Source organism: Streptomyces flavofungini, from assembly GCF_030388665.1.
GTDB classification, from domain to species: domain Bacteria; phylum Actinomycetota; class Actinomycetes; order Streptomycetales; family Streptomycetaceae; genus Streptomyces; species Streptomyces flavofungini_A.
The window spans coordinates 1,591,560-1,607,869 of sequence record NZ_CP128846.1 but is presented as its reverse complement, the minus strand read 5'-3'; the positions used below and the strand labels follow the sequence as shown (position 1 = coordinate 1,607,869).

The window sequence follows — 16,310 nt, the reverse complement described above, 5'->3', positions numbered from 1 at the left end:
TGGGGCTTGCGTTGTGCTGATCTCAATGCCCGGGTACGGTGGTCCGCATGGAGCAAGACCCCGACGTCCCCACCCGTGTCCGTGAGGTCATCGCCGCGGCGGGCGTGACCCAGCGCGAGTTCGCGCGGCGGATCGTCATGGACCCGTCGAAGCTGTCGCGCTCCTTGGGCGGCACCCGGCGCTTCACCGCGGCGGAGCTCGCCCGGATCGCGGACACCGCCGACGTCGACGCCGCCTGGCTGCTCGGCACCCGCGGCGGCGCCGACCCGGCGGCTGCCCGCCCCGCCGCCCCGCGCGGACGGCGGGCCGCGACGCCGCCCGAGGGGCGGCCGCTGCAGATCATCCGCGAGACCGTCCGCCTCATCGCCGACCACGGCTTCCACGCCGTCCGCGTCCAGGACATCGCCAAGGCCTGCGAGACCAGCACGGCTGCCATTCACTACCACTTCCCGGGCCGCGACGACCTCCTGGAGGCGGCCGTGCGCTGGTGCATGGACGAGGACACCGCCCGCAGGGCCGCGCGCATCGCCGAAGCGGCCGACGCCGCCGACGAACTGCGCCAGCTCATCGAGCTCCAGACCCCGCGCACCGCCCAGCAGCGCGACCAGTGGAGTGTCTGGCTCGACCTGTGGGCCGAGGCGGCCCGCTCCACCGTCGTCGGCCGCCTGCACACCGAGTACTACCGGCAGTGGCGCGCCACCGTCGCCGACGTAGTCCGGCGCGGCGTAGCCCAGGGCGCGTTCAGGCCCGTGGACCCCGAAGCGGCCGCCCTGCACCTGACCGCCCTGATCGACGGCCTCGCCACCCAGGTCCTCGCCGGCACCCCGGAAGGACCCGGCACCCGCCCCGACGACATGCACGCGGCCCTGCTCGCCCACGTCGACGCCGCGCTCGCCGCGCGCTGAGCCCCGGCCCCGCACCCCCGGCCCGCACACCCGTCCCCGCCCCCCTGGCCTCGTACCCCCGACTCCGTACGGCCCCCGCACGACCAGAACCCCCAGCACCCGAAAGGGAGTCCGGCATGCCCGTGAACGACAACGTCATCATCACCTGCGCCCTCACCGGCGCGGGCGACACCGTCCGCAAGAGCCCGCACGTGCCCGTCACACCCGAGCAGATAGCCCGCGACGCGGTGGCCGCCGCCGAGGCCGGTGCCGCCGTCGTGCACATCCACGTCCGCGACCCGGAGAGCGGCGCGCCGTCGCGCGACCCCCGCCTCTACCGCGAGGTCGTCGAGCGCGTGAAGGAGACCGGCACCGACGTCGTCATCAATCTGACGGCGGGCATGGGCGGTGACCTGGTCGTCGACCCGGACGAGCCGCTGAAGGAACTCGGCGCGCTCCCCGGCACCGACCTCGTCGGCGGCCTCGACCGGCTCCCGCACGTCGAGGACCTGCTCCCCGACATCTGCACCCTCGACTGCGGCTCCCTCAACTTCGGCGACGGCTCCAACCTCTACGTCTCCACCCCCGACATGCTCCGGCAGGGCGCCAAGCGCATCCAGGAGTTGGGCGTACGGCCCGAGTTGGAGATCTTCGACACCGGGCAACTGTGGTTCGCCAAGCAGCTCCTGGCCGAGGGCCTGCTCGACGACCCCACCGTCTTCCAGCTGTGCATGGGCATCCCCTGGGGCGCGCCCGCCGACCCCGGCGTGCTCCAGTCGATGGTCAACATGCTGCCCGAGGGCGCTCAGTGGGCCAGCTTCGCGATCGGGCGCATGCAGATGCCGTGGGTCGCGCAGTCCATCCTGCTCGGCGGGCAGGTCCGCGTCGGCCTCGAGGACAACCTGTACCTGGGCAAGGGCAACAAGGCGACCAACGCCCAGCTGGTCGAGCGCGCCGTCCGGATCACCGAGAACCTCGGCTCGCGCGTCGCCACGCCCGACGAGGCCCGGCAGAAGCTCGGCCTGAAGCCACGCCGCTAGTCCGCCCCGCCGCTAGCCCTCCAGTCCGCCAGTCCGCTTCGCGAGGTGACTCATCCGCGGCCCGTCGCCGACTGGTCGCGCAGTTCCCCGCGCCCTTACTGGGCGCCGCCACCCCGTAGCAAGGAAGGGAAGCCCCACCATGACCACGACCACTCCCGAAGAAGTACGCCGCGTCGCCTGCGTCGGTGCCGGTGTCATCGGCGGCGGCTGGGTCGCGCACTTCCTCGCGCGCGGCTATGACGTCACCGCCTGGGACCCCGCCCCGGACGCCGAGCCCCGCCTGCGCCGTCTCGTCGACGCCGCCTGGCCCGCGCTCACCCGGCTCGGCCTCGCCGACGGCGCGTCCCGGGACCGGCTCACCGTCGCCGCGAGCCTCGAAGAGGCCGTCGCCGACGCCCAGTTCGTCCAGGAGAGCGCCCCCGAGAAGCTGGAGCTCAAGCGCGACCTGCTGGCGCGCCTCGACGCCGCCGCGCCGCCCGGCGTCGTCATCGCCTCCTCCACCTCGGGCTATCCGATGACCGACATGCAGACCACGGCCGCCGACCCGGGCCGCCTCGTCGTCGGACACCCCTTCAACCCGCCCTACCTGATCCCGCTCGTCGAGGTCGTCGGCGGCGAGCGCACCACCCCGGAGGCCGTCTCCTGGGCGTCGCGCTTCTACGAGGTCGCCGGCAAGTCCGTCATCACCATGAAGAGCGAGGTGCCGGGCTTCATCGCCAACCGGCTCCAGGAAGCCCTGTGGCGCGAGGCGCTGCACATGGTCGCCAACGGCGAGGCCACCGTCCAGGAGATCGACGACTCCATCACCGAGGGCCCCGGCCTGCGCTGGGCGTTCATGGGCCCCATGCTCACCTTCGCGCTCGCGGGCGGCGAGGGCGGCATGGCCCATATGCTCGACCACTTCGGCCCGTCCCTGAAGTCCCCGTGGACACGGCTCGAAGCACCCGAGCTGGACAAGGAGCTGTACGACGCGGTGGTCGCCGGCTGCGACGAGGCCGCCGCCGGGCGCACCGTCGCCGACCTCGTCGCCGAGCGCGACCGGGGCGTCATCGACGTGCTGCGCGCGACGGGACGCCTCCCGCGCCAGGCCACCGCCGACCCGACCGATCCGAAGGGAACTCTGTGACCAGGGAAATCGCCCGCCGTCTCGCGCCCCACCGGCAGGTCGTGCCGCCGGAGTGGATCGACTACAACGGCCATATGAGCGAGGGCTACTACTCGCTGGCCTTCGGGTTCGCCACCGACGCCATGATGGACGCCGTCGGCCTCGACGCCGCGTACCGCGAGGCCACCGGCTGCTCCCTCTACACCGTCGAGGCCCATCTGCGGTACCTGCGCGACGTCGCCGAGGGCGCGCACCTCGCCGTGCGCACCCGGGTCCTCGGCGTGCACGGGAAGAAGGCGCACTTCACCCATGAGCTGTACGTCGTCGACGGCGCCGCGGCCGATCCGGCGCCGGACGCCGCGCCCGTCGCGACGACCGAACTGCTCGCACTGCACGTCGACCAGAAGGCGGGACGCGCGGTGCCGTTCCCGGACGCGGTCCGCGAGCGCGTCGCCGAGTTCGTGGAGGCGGCGCCGGAGTGGGCGGGCCGGGCGATCGCGCCCGGGCCGGGCGACCCGGGGGCCACGGGCTAGCCGCTCCGGGCCACCCCGCCGGGCTCTTCCGGTCGCGTCCGGCGGGCCCCGCGTTCCACACCACCCCGTACGAAGTGGTAGGTGTTCAGGGCGACGTGCACTGCGAGCGAGGTGGTTCAGACGTGAGGCTGGCAATTCTGGGCGGCGGCGGATTCCGTGTGCCCCTCGTGTACCGGGCGCTGCTCGGCGACCGCGCCGAGGGCCGTGTCACCGAGGTCGTCCTGCACGACGTGGACGGCGCCCGTGCCGGGGCCATCGCCCGCGTCCTCGCCGACCAGGCCGCCGGGGTGGTGGACGCGCCCGCGGTGCGCGTCACCGCCGACCTCGACGAGGCGCTGCGCGGCGCCGACTTCGTGTTCTCCGCGATCCGCGTCGGCGGCCTGGAAGGGCGCGCCGCCGACGAGCGGGTGGCCCTCGCCGAGGGGGTCCTCGGGCAGGAGACGGTCGGCGCGGGCGGCATCGCGTACGGGCTGCGGACGGTGCCCGTCGCCGTCGACATCGCCCGCCGCGTGCGGCGGCTCGCGCCCGAGGCGTGGGTCATCAACTTCACCAACCCGGCGGGCCTGGTGACCGAGGCGATGGCCCGCCACATCGGCGACCGCGCCATCGGCATCTGCGACTCGCCCGTGGGCCTCGGCCGCCGCGTAGCGGGGCTGCTCGACGTACCGCCCGGCCGGGCGCGGCTCGACTACGTGGGCCTGAACCACCTGGGCTGGCTGAGCGGCCTGGAGGTCGACGGGCAGGACCTGCTGCCCCGGCTGCTCGGCGACCACGCCCTCCTGGAGTCCTTCGAGGAGGGCAAGCTCTTCGGCGCCGACTGGCTGCAGTCGCTCGGCGTGATCCCCAACGAGTACCTGCACTACTACTACTTCAACCGGGAGACCGTCCGCGCCTACCGGATGGCCGAGCAGACCCGCGGCGCGTTCCTGCGCGACCAGCAGGCCCGCTTCTACGAGGCGATGCGGAGCCCCGAGACCCCCGCGTTCCAGGCCTGGGACGCCACCCGCGCCGAGCGCGAGGCGACGTACATGGCACACAACCGCGAGGCCGCGGGCGCCGGGGAACGCGCCCCCGAGGACATGGAGTCCGGCGGCTACGAACAAGTCGCCCTCGCGCTGATGCGGGCCATCGCCCGCGACGAACGCGCGACGCTGATCCTCAACGTCCGCAACCGCACGACGCTGCCCGAGCTCGACTCGGACGCCGTCATCGAGGTGCCGTGCACGGTGGACGCGTCCGGGCCGCACCCGGCGGCCGTGTCGCCGCTGCCGGGGCACGCCACGGGCCTGGTGTGCGCGGTCAAGGCGGTCGAGCGCGAGGTGCTCGCCGCGGCGGACAGCGGTTCGCGCGCCACGGCGTTCAAGGCGTTCGCGCTGCACCCGCTGGTCGACTCGGTGTCCGTGGCCCGCCGCCTGGTCGACGGCTACCGGCAGGCACACCCGGGCCTGGCCTATCTGACCTGAGCACGACCCTGGCATGATCATGAAATGACCGCGCCCGAGCCCCGCACCGCGCCCGAGCCCCGCACCGCGCCCGAGCCCCGCGGCACCACCGCCGTGCCCCTGCCCGAACCCCGCACCGCCCCCGACCTCCTGCCCCCGGCGGCATCATCGGCCCCGGCGGCCCCTCGTCCCTGCACGCTCGTCGTGTGCCGGGGCTGCTGCTGCGGCGACCCGGGCAAGCACCCCGGCACGGACCACGTGGGCCAGTTGGCGCGGCTGCGGGCGGCGGCGGACGCGTCCGGGGGCCGGTTCGCGGTGCGCACCAGCGACTGCCTCGGCCCCTGCGGCCAGGCCAACATCGTGGTGGTGCAGCCCTCCCGCACGGGCCGCGCGCACGGCGGCCGCCCGGCCTGGGTGGGCTTCGCCCTGGACGACGCCTCCCTCGACGACATCCTCACCTGGGCGGAGGCGGGCGGGCCCGGCCTCGCCGAACCACCGGACGCCCTGACCCTGCAACTGGTCGACCCCCGGCAGGCCTAGGCGCGGCCGAGCACCTGGTCCAGGAAGCCGTTCAGGTTGCGGACCGTGCGCTCGTTCTGCTCCTGCGGGGTGAGGCTCTCGTCGAAGCGGCGGGCCAGCGCCGACGACTTCTTGCCGCGTACGTAGAGGGAGCAGGCCAGGTCCGCGCAGACGTACAGGCCGACCGAGTTGCCCTGGCGGCCCGCCTCGCCCGCGCGGGGCGCGACGAGCAGCGCGATGCCCGAACCGGCCTGCGGCGTCACGCACACCGAGCAGATGCTGGACTTCAGCATGGAGCGGCGGGCTCCCGTGGAGGCGCGCAGGGCGATGCCGACGAGCTCGTCGTCCCGCTCGGCGACGATGTAGCCGCGGTCCGGCGCCTTGGGGTCACGCCAGCCCAGGAAGTCCAGGTCGGGCCAGGGCGTCTCGGCGAAGCCCACGGGCAGCGTCAGACGCCGGGCCTCGCCCTTCGAGCAGTTCACGAACGACGCACGGATTTCTTTGTCACCAAGGGCACGCATGACCCGGAAGGTATCAATCCGAACGAACGCCCGTCTTTTCCTTTTTCCCGGTCAGGCCCTTCGGTCAGGCCCTTCGGTCAGGCCCTTCGGTCAGGCCCTTCGGTCAGGCCCTTCGGTCAGGCCCTTCGGTCAGGTGCTCCGGTCACGTTCTCCGAGCAGGCGCCCGCGCGGGGACGCGCGCCCTCTCCGGTACGTCGTCGGGGCCGAGCGGCACCGCCTCCGGGTCCCGCACCGCCCGGACGCCGTCGTCGACGAGCCGTGCCCCGTCCCGCTGCGCCGCCCGCGGCGCACTCACGCGTCGACCTCGATCACCACCTTGCCGAGCGCGTGGCCGGTCTCCACCGCGCGCAGCGCCTCGCCCGCCCGGTCCAGCGGGTACGTCGCCGTGATGTGCGGCCGGAGCACGCCGGCGGCGGCGAGTTCGGCCACCGCGTCGAGCGTGGCGGCGTCCCGTGCCCGGGCCACGGGGGAGCCGCCGAGCTCGGTCACGATCTGCTTCCCGCCGGCCGTGATCAGCTTCGTGCGGTCGGCCACCAGCTCCGCCACCGTCCGCAAGTGCTCCCCGCCGACCAGGTCGAAGACGCCGTCGACGCCGTCCGGGGCCACCGCGCGGATCCGCTCCACCAGGTCGGGGCCCGGCGCCACATGGACCGCGCCCAGCGACTCGACGACGTCCTTCTTGCCCTCGCTCGCCGTACCGACGACACGCAGGCCCAGATGGCGGGCGAGGCGCACCGCGTTCCCGCCCACGCCGCCCCCGGCGCCGGTGACGAGCAGCGTCGCCCCGGCGGGCAGCGCGAGCTGACGCACCCCGTCGTAGGCGGTGGCCGCGGCGACCGGCAGCGTCGCCGCCTCCGCGAACGACAGGCCCTCCGGCTTGCGCGCGGCGACGGCCACCGGCAGCAGCGTGTACGCGGCGTACCCGCCGGTGAGCGTGGACCCGAACACCGCGTCCCCCACGGCGAACCCCTCGACGCCGGGGCCGGTCCGCGCCACCACGCCCGCGGCCTCGCTGCCGAGCACCTCGGGCAGTTCGGCGGGTGCCTGCCCGGGCCTGCGGTAGCCGGAGCGCAGCTTGTGGTCGACGGGGTTGACGCCCGCGGCCCGCACCGCGATCAGCAACTGCCCCGGGCCCGGCTCGGGCGGCTCACGGTCGATCAGGGCCTCGACCTCGGGGCCGCCGTGCCGGGTGAATACGTACGCCTTGGCCATCTGTCCCTCGCTCCGTTCCCTGCGTCCCGCGTGCCCGGGGCACCCGGCGCGTCCCGGCGATCACTGATGACAAGGCGCGGCGGCCGCCCCGCATTCCTGGCCGCGGGAGCGTTCACACGTCCGCAACGCGCCCGCGCCGCACCGGGACGGCACCACCACCCCGGGCCCCGGACCCCGCACCGGACCTCCGGCACGCGCGGTTGTCCCCGACGTCATCCGCGGGACACGGCACCGCCTGCCTCTTCCATCAGCCTCGGCCCAGTTGACACACTTCACCCGCTCACGTCCCCCCACATCACGCGAGGTCATGTCCCCATGCCAGAACTGAACCGGCGTCGCTTCCTGCAACTGGCCGGTGGCACCGCCGCCTTCGCCGCGCTGAACGAGAGCATCGCCCGCGCGGCCTCGCTGCCCGCGAAGCGACGCACCGGCACCATCAAGGACGTCGAGCACGTCGTGGTCCTGATGCAGGAGAATCGTTCCTTTGACCATTATTTCGGGACGATGAAGGGCGTACGCGGCTTCGGCGACCCGCGGCCGGTCACGCTGCCCAGCGGCAAACCGGTCTGGCACCAGCAGGGCGGCGGCAAGGAGGTGCTGCCCTTCCACCCGGACGCCGACGACCTCGGCATGCAGTTCATCGCGGGCCTCGACCACGACTGGGCGGGCGGCCACCGGGCGTTCAACAACGGCGCGTACGACCAGTGGATCCCCGCGAAGAGCGAGCGGACCATGGCGTACCTGGAACGGGGCGACATCCCCTTCCACTACGCGCTCGCCGACGCCTTCACCATCTGCGACGACTACCACTGCTCGTTCATCGGGGCCACCGACCCCAACCGCTACTACATGCTGACGGGCCACGTCGGCAACGACGGCAAGGGCGGCGGCCCGGTCCTCGGCAACCAGGAGCTGGGCTACGACTGGACGACGTACGCCGAGCGCCTGGAGCAGGCGGGCGTCTCCTGGAAGGTCTACCAGGACATCGGCGACGGCCTGGACGCCGCGGGCAAGTGGGGCTGGATCGACGACGCCTACCGCGGCAACTACGGCGACAACTCGCTCCTGTACTTCAACAAGTACCGGAACGCCAAGCCCGGCGACCCGCTCTACGACAAGGCCCGCACCGGCACCAACGCCAAGGCGGGCGACGGCTACTTCGACATCCTGAAGGCCGACGTGCAGGCGGACCGGCTGCCGCAGGTGTCCTACATCGCCGCGCCCGAGGCGTTCTGCGAGCACCCGAACTGGCCGGTGAACTACGGCGCCTGGTACATCGCGCAGATCCTGGACGCGCTCACCTCCAACCCGGCGGTCTGGGGGAAGACGGCGCTGTTCCTCACGTACGACGAGAACGACGGCTACTTCGACCACGTCGTGCCGCCGTACGTCCCGAAGGACGCCGACCAGGGCCTGTCGACGGTGGACACCGAGCTCGACCACTTCCCGGGCAACGCCTCCTACGCGGCCGGGCACTACGGCCTCGGGCAGCGCGTCCCGATGATCGTGATCTCGCCGTGGAGCACCGGCGGGTTCGTGAACTCCGAGGTCTTCGACCACACGTCGATCATCCGGTTCATGGAGAAGCGCTTCGGCGTCACCGAGCCCAACATCTCGCCGTGGCGCCGCGCGATCTGCGGCGACCTCACCTCCGCCTTCGACTTCGGCGGCAAGGACACCGACCCGGCCGAGCTGCCCGACACGGCCGCCTACGAGCCGCCGGACCACGAGCGCCACCCCGACTACTTCCCCAAGCCGCCCGCGAGCCCCGCGCTGCCCAAGCAGGAGCGCGGCTCGCGGCCCGCGCGCGCCCTGCCCTACGCCCCGCTGGTGGACGGCCGCGCGGACACGGCCGCCGGGAAGTTCACCCTCACCTTCGGCGGCGGCGACCAGGCGGGCGTCTGCTTCCACGTCCGCTCCGGCAACCGCGCCGACGGCCCCTGGACGTACACCACGGGCGCGGGCAGGACGATCTCCGACACCTGGAACTCGGCGTACTCCGGCGGCAGCCACGACCTGAGCGTGTTCGGCCCGAACGGCTTCCTGCGCACCTTCAAGGGCCCGGGCAGGACCGCGGGCCCCGAGGTCACCGCCCGCCACGACAAGGAGACCGGCAACATCAAGCTGACCATGACCAACGCGGGCGCCGCCGACTGCGCCCTCACGGTGACCAACGCCTACGGCGGCCGCAAGGAGACCTTCAAGGTCAAGCCGGGCGCCACCGTCCAGCACACCGTGGACCTGCGCGCCAGCAAGCGCTGGTACGACCTGACCGTCGTGTCCGACACCACCGCCGGCTTCCTGCGGCGGTTCGCCGGGCACGTGGAGAACGGGCAGGCGGGGGTCAGCGACCCGGCGATCGCCACGGTCTGAGGCACGCGCGCACGCGGCGGCCGCTGTCCCGGGGGTGCTCGGGCCCGGCTCGGGACAGCGGCCGCGCCGCGAAGAACGGGTGAACGCCGTGCCCGGAGCGGCGCGTCAGCATCCACAGGCATGACGGACACCCCGCCGCCCGCGGTCAGCGGCTCCCTGCACGTGGGGCACGTCTTCTCGTACACGCACACCGACACCGTCGCCCGCTACCAGCGCATGCGCGGCCGCAACGTCTTCTACCCCATGGGCTGCGAGGACAACGGCCTGCCCACCGAGCGCCGGGTCCAGCACCACTACGGCGTCCGCTGCGCCCCCGCGCTGCCCTACGACCCGGACTTCGTCCCGCCCGCGGCGCCCGGAAATCGGCAACTCCCGGTCTCCCGGGAGAGCTTCATCGAGCTGTGCGAGCGCCTGACCGCGCGGGACGAGCAGGCCTTCGAGGACTGGCGCCGGCTCGGCCTGTCCGTCGACTGGTCGCGTACCTACCGGACCGTCGGCGCGCAGGCGCCCACCCTGTGGGACGTCACCTTCCGCACGGCGGTCGCCCAGGCCGAACTGGGGGACCGGGAGCGGCTCGGCGCGTACCACCGGATCGCCTTCCGCACCGCCGACGGCAGCGGCGTCCCGGTCGAGACGACCCGTCCCGAACTGCTCCCCGCGTGCGTCGCGCTCGTCGCGCACCCCGACGACGCGCGCTACCGCGACCTCCTCGGCACGACCGTCCGCAGCCCCCTCTTCGACGTCGAGGTCCCCGTCCAGCGCACCGGCTCGCGGCGCCCGACAAGGGCACGGGCATCGCGATGGTCCGCACGTTCGGCGACACCACGGACGGGCCTTCGACACCGACCGGATGAAGATCGGCCGACGGCTCGCGACGAAGCTCCTGAACGTCGGGAAGCTCGTCCTCGGGTTCGAGGCGAGCGGCGCGGCCGTCACCGAACCGCTGGACCGGGCGCTGCTCGCCGACCTCGCCGCCACCGTCGAGGGGGCGACGGCCGCCTTCGAGGACTTCGACCACGCTCGGGCGCTGAGTTGCGCCGAGGCGTTTTTCTGGCGCTTCTGCGACGACTACGTGGAGCTGGTCAAGGCCCGCGCCTACGGCGACCACGGGGGCGCGGCCGCCCGCGACTCCGCCCGTGAGACCTTGCGGATCGCCCTGGACGCGGTGCTGCGCCTGTTCGCGCCGGTGCTGCCGTTCGTGACCGAGGAGATCTGGTTCTGGTACGCGCCGGGGTCGGTCCACCGGGCCGCGTGGCCGTCTGCGGACGGGGTGCTCGCGCGGGCGGGCGGCGGCGAGGGGCCCGGCGGCCCGGCAGCGGCCCCGGGCGGGGAGGCGGGCGGCCCGGACGGGAGCGTGCTCGCGACGGCCGCCGAGGTCATCGCCGGGGTGCGCAAGGCCAAGTCCCTCGCCCGGCTCTCGATGCGGGCCGAGATCGCGACGGTCGTCGTGCGCGGACCGAGGGACGTCCTCGACCGGTTCGCCCTCGCCGCGGGGGACGTGCGGGCGGCGGGGCGCGTCGGCGAGGTGGTCCTCGAAGTGGCGGACGGGGAGCTGGCGGTGGAGGTCCTGAGGTAGCTCCGGCGCGGTCGCGGTGCGGGTGGCGGTGGCTGTTCCGGAAGCGGCGCCGCCGCTCCGGCCTGCGGAAAGTCCGCTCCCGGGGCTGGCGGGGGCTGGGGTGGTTCGGGGTAGTGTGCCCGAGTGACAACGCATTCGAACACTCCTGCAGGCTGGTACCCGGACCCCCAGGGCGCCTCCCAGCTCCTCCGCTGGTGGGACGGCTCCCAGTGGACCGACCACACGAACCAGGCCCCGCAGGACGCGACGGCCCAAGCGGCCGCTCAGGGCCGACAGGCCCCGCAGGAGCAGGGGCAGGCGGCCGAGTTCGGCAAGGCCCAGGTCTCCGCCCAGGCATTCCCCGCCGCCCCGGCCGCCGACCCGGCCAAGGTCCAGCGCCAGGTGCAGCAGCAGGCCGGCGTGAACCCCACGTCGCAGGGCGGCGGCACGCTGTTCAGCGAGCCGGTCCTGGTGGTGAACCAGAAGGCCAAGCTCATCGAGCTGACGAACGAGTACAGCGTCATGGACCAGTCGGGCAACCAGCTCGGCTCGGTGGTCCAGGTCGACCAGAGCGCCATCAAGAAGGTCGCCCGCTTCGTCTCCAGCCTCGACCAGTTCATGACGCACAAGCTGGAGATCCGGGACGCCCACGGCACCCCGCAGCTGCTCATGACCCGGCCGCGGAAGTTCATGAAGTCGCGGGTCATCGTGGAGCGCCCCGACGGCCAGGTGGTCGGCGAGATCGTCCAGCAGAACGTCATCGGCAAGATCAACTTCGCGATGAACGTCAACGGCCAGCAGGTCGGCGCGATCAAGGCGGAGAACTGGCGCGCCTGGAACTTCTCGATCGTCGACCACGCGGACAACGAGGTCGCCCGGATCACCAAGACCTGGGAAGGCCTCGCGAAGACGATGTTCACCACCGCGGACAACTACGTCCTGCAGATCCACTACCAGCTCCCGGACCCGCTCCTGAGCCTGGTCGTGGCGACGGCCCTGACCGTCGACACCGCGCTCAAGCAGGACGCGCGCGGCCTCGGCTGAGAAGGACCGCCGGGCCCTCACGGGTACGCGCGCCTGACGATTACGCGCGCCTGCGCACGTACGAAGAAGCGACCACCCCGCGTCGAGCGGGGGCGGTCGCTTCGTCTTGTGCGCCCGTGCTACGTCCGCATCCGCAGCGGAGCCGCCGGTTCGGGCTGGAGGGGGATCGAGGGCAGGTAGTCGGCGGTCGCGTCCGGCGCGGGGGCGGGGCTCGGCGCGGGGGCGGCAGCCGGTGCGGGGACGGTTGTCGGTTCGCGGGACTGTTCCGGCCCGCGCGTGGCGGCGGTCTGCGGTGACCGGGTGAGGACCACGACCCCGTACGCGGCGACCAGTGCCCCCGTCGCCGCGAGCAGCACCCCGCCCGCGCCGCCCCGCAGCCGCTCGCCGAGCAGGGCGACGCCGATGGCCGCGGCGGCCACGGGGTTGGCCAGCGTCACCACGGCGAGCGGCGCGCCGAGGCCGCCCCGGTACGCGGTCTGCGAGAGCAGCAGCCCGCCCACCGCGAACGCGGCGACGAGCAGCGCCACCACCACGACCCGCGCGTCGAGGACGGGACCCGAGCGGTCCGTCGCCGCGACCGTCACGGTCTGCGTGAGCGCCGATGCGACACCGGAGGCGAACCCGGACGCCGTCGCGTGCCGCAGTCCGGGGCGGGTGCCGGGCCGCGTGAGGAGGCCGACGACGGCCGTCGTCACACCGGCGACCGCCACGGCCTCCGGCAGCGACAGCGTGTCGTCGGGCTCGGGGCCGGACGCGGTGAGCAGCAGAACGCCGAGGCCGATCAGGGTCAGGCCCGTGCCGCGCCACTCCAACGGGGAGACCCGCCGACCCGCCAGGCGCGCGCCCAGCGGCACCGCCGCCACCAGCGTGAGCGCGCCGAGCGGCTGCACGAGGGTGAGCGGGCCGAACTTCAGCGCCGCGACGTGCAGCAGCGCCGCCGACGCGTTGAGCCCGACCGACGCCCACCACGCGCCACTGCCCAGAAGCCGCGCCACCCGGCCGCCCGCGTCGGCCATGCGCGCGGCCAGGCGCTGCTGGGCGACGGCGGCGGTGGCGTACGCGGCGGCGGAGACGAGGGAGAGGAGGACGGCGAGCAGGGTGGCGCTCATCGGTCGGCTCCGGAGACGGAGGGTATGGGGGCGGAGGTCGTGGCGCTCGCGGCCAGGGCGGTGGCGGGTGCGGGGGCGGAGGTCGCCGTGGTGGACGACGAGGCGGCCGCGGCGACCGGCTCGCGCGTAGGGAGCGGCGGCCGCGCGGGGAGTGCCGGTGCAGTTGCTCCCTCGGTCGCGGGCGCTGCCCCGGCGGACCGGCGCACGATCCGGGAGCGTGCCGGACGCGGCAGCCGGATCACGGCCAGCGCGACGCCGAGCAGCGCCGCCGCAGCGAGCGCGTCGAGCCAGTAGTGGTTGGCGGTGCCGACGATGACGAACAGCGTGAGCAGCGGATGGAGCAGCCACAGCCAGCGCCACCGGGAGCTGGTCGCGACGATCAGGCCGACGGCCACCATCAGCGCCCACCCGAAGTGCAGCGACGGCATGGCGGCGAACTGGTTGGCCATCGAGTCGGTCGCGGGCTTCGCCGCGTACACCGAAGGCCCGTACTTCTGCGCTGTGTCCACGAGGTGCGCCGCGTCGAGCAGGCGCGGCGGCGCGAGCGGGAAGGCGAGGTGCAGGGCGAGCGCGGCGGCGGTGAGCGCGGCGAGGATCCGCCGGGCCCAGACGTAGTACCGGGGGCGGCGCACGTACAGCCACACCAGGAAGAGCAGCGTCGCCGGGAAGTGCACGGTCGCGTAGTACGTGTTCGCGATGTGGACGAGGCTGTCGCCGCGCAGCAGGACGTCCTGCACGGAGCCCTCGCCCGGCAGGCGCAGGAACCGCTCGGCGTCCCAGACGCGGTGGGCGTTGCGGAACGCCTCGCCGGTGTGGCCGTTGGCGAGCTGCCTGCCGAATTTGTAGACGAGGAAGAGTCCGACGACGAGGAGCAGCTCGCGCGCGAGCGGCGGCCGGGCAGGGGTGTCCGGTCGGCCGGAGACTGTCTCCGGCTCCTGTTCTGCAGGCTCGGTGCGGGAATCCATCCGCCGGCCCCTTTGCGTGACGACTGGGTGGTGCGGTGATGAGCGGGTCCCTGTTGTTCCACTCATCGATACGGGAGTGTACCGATACGCCAGTGTACCGATACGGGAGCGTACCGGTACACTGGCGTTTCGGTAGGGTCCGTGAGAAGCGAACCGAGCGGGCCGCCGCACCGAGGAGACGAGAGATGACGTCGCGGGAACGGGTTGAGGAGCACCTCTGCGAGCAGGTCGCGATGTCGCGCCGCTCCAAGATCACCCCTGAGCGTGAGCAGGAGTTCTACGACGCGGTCCTCGACCAGCTCCGCGAGTGCGGCTACGAGGCCGTGACCATGGAGGGCGTCGCCGCGCGCACCCGCTGCAGCAAGTCCACCCTCTACCGCCAGTGGAAGACGAAGCCCCAGTTCGTGGCCGCCGCGCTGCGCGCCAACCGGTGCGTGCGCTTCGCGGGCATCGACACCGGCTCGCTCGCGGGAGACCTGCGCGCGGCGGCGCGCGCCGCCGCCACCTGGGCCGGGCGCGACACCATGATCGTGCAGGCGCTCAGCCACGCGGTCCTGCAGGACGAGGACCTTCAGCACGCGCTGCGCGAGGCCCTGGTGGAGCCGGAGGTGGAGGCCGTCGACGGCTTCGTGCGGCGGGCCGTGGAGCGCGGGGAGATCGCCGCGGGCCACCCGGCGGCGCAGTTCGTCACGGTCCAGCTCTTCGGCGTGCTGCGGGCCCGGCCGCTGGTCGAGGGCAAGGACGCGGACGCGACCTATCTGGAGCGGTTCGTGGAGGCGGTGCTGCTTCCGGTCCTCGGGCTGAGCGAGGGCCCGGGCCGCCCGGACGCGGGGGAGGACCAGACCGCCTCCGCCGGGAAGGATCCGGCCGCCTCCGCCGGGAAGGACCCGGCCGTCTTCGCCGGGGAGAACCCGGCCACCTGAACGTGGGCCCGGTCCGCAGGATGACCGGACGGGGCCCGCAGAGCGCCGCACCGTGGGGACGGGGGCGGCGCGCGACAAGAAGCCGGGCGTACCGATCGCGATCGGTACGCCCGGCTTCTGTCTGCGGGGAGGCCGTCAGACCTGCTGGCCGTCGCCTCCGCCCCCGCCGCGGGACTCCTTGATGCCCTTGGTGATCTCGTCCATGACCGACACCGAAGGCGCGTCGTCGGTGTCGTCTATGCCGAAGCGGACGATCACCATCGTCGTGCCGTCGGCGGGCGACTTGAACGCGAGCGACTGCACATAGCCGTCCGGGCCCTTGCGGTTCACGGCCTTCCAGCGGACCAGATAGCCCTTCTGCCCGGCCACGGTCACCGACTTCGACGCGAGCTGCTTGTGGGACACCAGCTTGCCGCCGTAGATCTTGCCGCCGTACGACTCCTCGGCGTTCTTCTCGATGTCCGCCTTGGCCGCCGCCTCGGGGCTGGTCTTCCTGATCTTGAAGGCGGTCGCGGGGGCGGAGAAGGCGCCGCCGCGCACGCACACCTTCGTGTCGTCGCCCGGGCACGGGTACCTGCCCGTGGTGACGCCCGCGCCGGCGGGGCCGGACTTGCCCTCCCAGCCGTCCGGCACCGGCATGCTGATGCCGCTCGCGGTGTCGGAGGCGAATCCCTCCTCGGCCTCCGGGGCGCCGTCGGACGGACCGGGCGACACGGAGCCGTCGGGCTTCTTCGGTCCCTCGCCGTCGTCCTCGCCGGGCTTCGAAGGCCCGGAGGACGCCGGGGGCTTGGCGCTGTCGTCGTCGCCGTCGTCGTCGCCCGCCGTCAACGCGTACACGCCGCCGACGATGCCCGCGAGCACCGCGACGGCCACGCCGATGACGACGGCCGTGCGCGCCCGGCGCCGGGGCGACTGCGGGGGCTGCGGAGGGAAGGCGGGCGAGCCGCCCGGCGCGCGGACGGCGTCCGTCCACATGGTCCCGTCCCACCATCGCTCGGACGGCGGGGCGCCAGGTATCTGCCCGGGGTCGGGATACCAGCCCGGGGGAGTCGCGTGCGTCATGGGCGTCAGCGTAGGAGCAGCGC

At 73.6% G+C, this 16,310-nt stretch carries 15 protein-coding genes and 2 pseudogenes; 11 read left to right on the top strand and 6 right to left on the bottom strand.

The window, feature by feature from the left end; all coding sequences use genetic code 11:
- Positions 1-47: 47 nt before the first annotated feature.
- The 6 genes from QUY26_RS06240 (at position 48) to QUY26_RS06215 (ending at position 5,544) form a co-directional block, all read left to right on the top strand.
- Positions 48-905: a TetR/AcrR family transcriptional regulator gene (locus QUY26_RS06240; RefSeq protein WP_289944114.1), complete on the top strand. Its 858-nt coding sequence runs from the start codon at positions 48-50 to the stop codon at positions 903-905.
- Between the two features lie 116 nt (positions 906-1,021).
- Positions 1,022-1,924: a 3-keto-5-aminohexanoate cleavage protein gene (locus tag QUY26_RS06235; RefSeq protein WP_289944113.1), complete on the top strand. Its 903-nt coding sequence runs from the start codon at positions 1,022-1,024 to the stop codon at positions 1,922-1,924.
- Positions 1,925-2,063: 139 nt separating this feature from the next.
- Positions 2,064-3,050 carry a 3-hydroxyacyl-CoA dehydrogenase NAD-binding domain-containing protein gene (locus QUY26_RS06230; RefSeq protein WP_289944112.1) on the top strand — a complete coding sequence of 329 codons (987 nt, stop codon included), beginning with the start codon at positions 2,064-2,066 and terminating at the stop codon, positions 3,048-3,050.
- Positions 3,047-3,562 (top strand): thioesterase family protein, encoded by a 516-nt coding sequence (locus QUY26_RS06225; RefSeq protein WP_289944111.1) that lies wholly within the window; start codon positions 3,047-3,049, stop codon positions 3,560-3,562. The genes QUY26_RS06230 and QUY26_RS06225 overlap by 4 nt, the downstream gene beginning before the upstream one ends.
- Positions 3,563-3,684: 122 nt before the next feature.
- Positions 3,685-5,025 (top strand): 6-phospho-beta-glucosidase, encoded by a 1,341-nt coding sequence (locus tag QUY26_RS06220; protein WP_289944110.1) that lies wholly within the window; start codon positions 3,685-3,687, stop codon positions 5,023-5,025.
- A gap of 129 nt (positions 5,026-5,154) precedes the next feature.
- Positions 5,155-5,544, top strand: coding sequence for a (2Fe-2S) ferredoxin domain-containing protein (locus QUY26_RS06215; RefSeq protein WP_289955513.1), 390 nt, complete (start codon positions 5,155-5,157; stop codon positions 5,542-5,544).
- On the opposite strand, the gene QUY26_RS06210 is transcribed toward QUY26_RS06215, so the two are convergent.
- From QUY26_RS06210 to QUY26_RS06200, 3 genes are all read right to left on the bottom strand, one after another.
- Entirely contained in the window at positions 5,541-6,044 is a 504-nt protein-coding gene (locus QUY26_RS06210) for an FBP domain-containing protein (RefSeq protein ID WP_289944109.1), read from the bottom strand. The genes QUY26_RS06215 and QUY26_RS06210 overlap by 4 nt on opposite strands.
- A gap of 142 nt (positions 6,045-6,186) precedes the next feature.
- Complete coding sequence (locus tag QUY26_RS06205) at positions 6,187-6,339, bottom strand: hypothetical protein (RefSeq protein ID WP_289944108.1); 153 nt, start codon at positions 6,337-6,339, stop codon at positions 6,187-6,189.
- Entirely contained in the window at positions 6,336-7,256 is a 921-nt protein-coding gene (locus QUY26_RS06200) for an NADP-dependent oxidoreductase (protein WP_289944107.1), read from the bottom strand. The genes QUY26_RS06205 and QUY26_RS06200 overlap by 4 nt, the downstream gene beginning before the upstream one ends.
- Positions 7,257-7,571: 315 nt before the next feature.
- Here QUY26_RS06200 and QUY26_RS06195 point away from each other — a divergent pair, with 315 nt between their 5' ends.
- The 4 genes and pseudogenes from QUY26_RS06195 to QUY26_RS06180 all read left to right on the top strand — a co-directional run bounded on the left by QUY26_RS06195 (position 7,572) and on the right by QUY26_RS06180 (position 12,228).
- Positions 7,572-9,629 carry a phosphocholine-specific phospholipase C gene (locus tag QUY26_RS06195; protein WP_289944106.1) on the top strand — a complete coding sequence of 686 codons (2,058 nt, stop codon included), beginning with the start codon at positions 7,572-7,574 and terminating at the stop codon, positions 9,627-9,629.
- Positions 9,630-9,749: 120 nt separating this feature from the next.
- Positions 9,750-10,073, top strand: a pseudogene (locus QUY26_RS06190) (class I tRNA ligase family protein); the annotation flags it as partial.
- A 406-nt stretch (positions 10,074-10,479) separates the two neighbouring features.
- The gene (locus tag QUY26_RS06185; RefSeq protein WP_289944105.1) at positions 10,480-11,205 is read left to right on the top strand and encodes a class I tRNA ligase family protein; all 726 of its coding nucleotides are present in this window, start codon (positions 10,480-10,482) and stop codon (positions 11,203-11,205) included.
- 123 nt (positions 11,206-11,328) lie between these two features.
- A complete protein-coding gene (locus QUY26_RS06180) occupies positions 11,329-12,228 on the top strand; it encodes a phospholipid scramblase-related protein (protein WP_289944104.1) in 900 nt (299 codons plus the stop codon).
- Positions 12,229-12,347: 119 nt separating this feature from the next.
- Here QUY26_RS06180 and QUY26_RS06175 read toward each other — a convergent pair whose 3' ends face one another.
- On the bottom strand, positions 12,348-13,337 hold the full coding sequence (locus tag QUY26_RS06175; protein ID WP_289944103.1) for a DMT family transporter: 990 nt from the start codon (positions 13,335-13,337) through the stop codon (positions 12,348-12,350).
- Positions 13,334-14,302, bottom strand: coding sequence for a phosphatase PAP2 family protein (locus QUY26_RS06170; protein ID WP_289944102.1), 969 nt, complete (start codon positions 14,300-14,302; stop codon positions 13,334-13,336). The genes QUY26_RS06175 and QUY26_RS06170 overlap by 4 nt, the downstream gene beginning before the upstream one ends.
- Positions 14,303-14,487: 185 nt before the next feature.
- Here QUY26_RS06170 and QUY26_RS06165 point away from each other — a divergent pair.
- Positions 14,488-15,108, top strand: a pseudogene (locus QUY26_RS06165) (TetR/AcrR family transcriptional regulator); the annotation flags it as partial.
- A gap of 252 nt (positions 15,109-15,360) precedes the next feature.
- Here QUY26_RS06165 and QUY26_RS06160 read toward each other — a convergent pair.
- Positions 15,361-16,287, bottom strand: a complete 927-nt coding sequence (locus QUY26_RS06160) for a DUF2510 domain-containing protein (RefSeq protein WP_289944101.1) — start codon at positions 16,285-16,287, stop codon at positions 15,361-15,363.
- Positions 16,288-16,310 lie beyond the last annotated feature (23 nt).

What these genes read in the sequence shown, in the direction of transcription:
- QUY26_RS06235 (WP_289944113.1), top strand. Translation starts at nt 1,022, where the DNA reads ATGCCCGTGAACGACAACGTCATCATCACCTGCGCCCTCACCGGCGCG.
- QUY26_RS06160 (WP_289944101.1), bottom strand. Translation starts at nt 16,287, where the DNA reads ATGACGCACGCGACTCCCCCGGGCTGGTATCCCGACCCCGGGCAGATA.
- QUY26_RS06210 (WP_289944109.1), bottom strand. Translation starts at nt 6,044, where the DNA reads ATGCGTGCCCTTGGTGACAAAGAAATCCGTGCGTCGTTCGTGAACTGC.
- QUY26_RS06195 (WP_289944106.1), top strand. Translation starts at nt 7,572, where the DNA reads ATGCCAGAACTGAACCGGCGTCGCTTCCTGCAACTGGCCGGTGGCACC.
- QUY26_RS06230 (WP_289944112.1), top strand. Translation starts at nt 2,064, where the DNA reads ATGACCACGACCACTCCCGAAGAAGTACGCCGCGTCGCCTGCGTCGGT.
- QUY26_RS06175 (WP_289944103.1), bottom strand. Translation starts at nt 13,337, where the DNA reads ATGAGCGCCACCCTGCTCGCCGTCCTCCTCTCCCTCGTCTCCGCCGCC.
- QUY26_RS06185 (WP_289944105.1), top strand. Translation starts at nt 10,480, where the DNA reads ATGAAGATCGGCCGACGGCTCGCGACGAAGCTCCTGAACGTCGGGAAG.
- QUY26_RS06200 (WP_289944107.1), bottom strand. Translation starts at nt 7,256, where the DNA reads ATGGCCAAGGCGTACGTATTCACCCGGCACGGCGGCCCCGAGGTCGAG.
- QUY26_RS06170 (WP_289944102.1), bottom strand. Translation starts at nt 14,302, where the DNA reads ATGGATTCCCGCACCGAGCCTGCAGAACAGGAGCCGGAGACAGTCTCC.
- QUY26_RS06240 (WP_289944114.1), top strand. Translation starts at nt 48, where the DNA reads ATGGAGCAAGACCCCGACGTCCCCACCCGTGTCCGTGAGGTCATCGCC.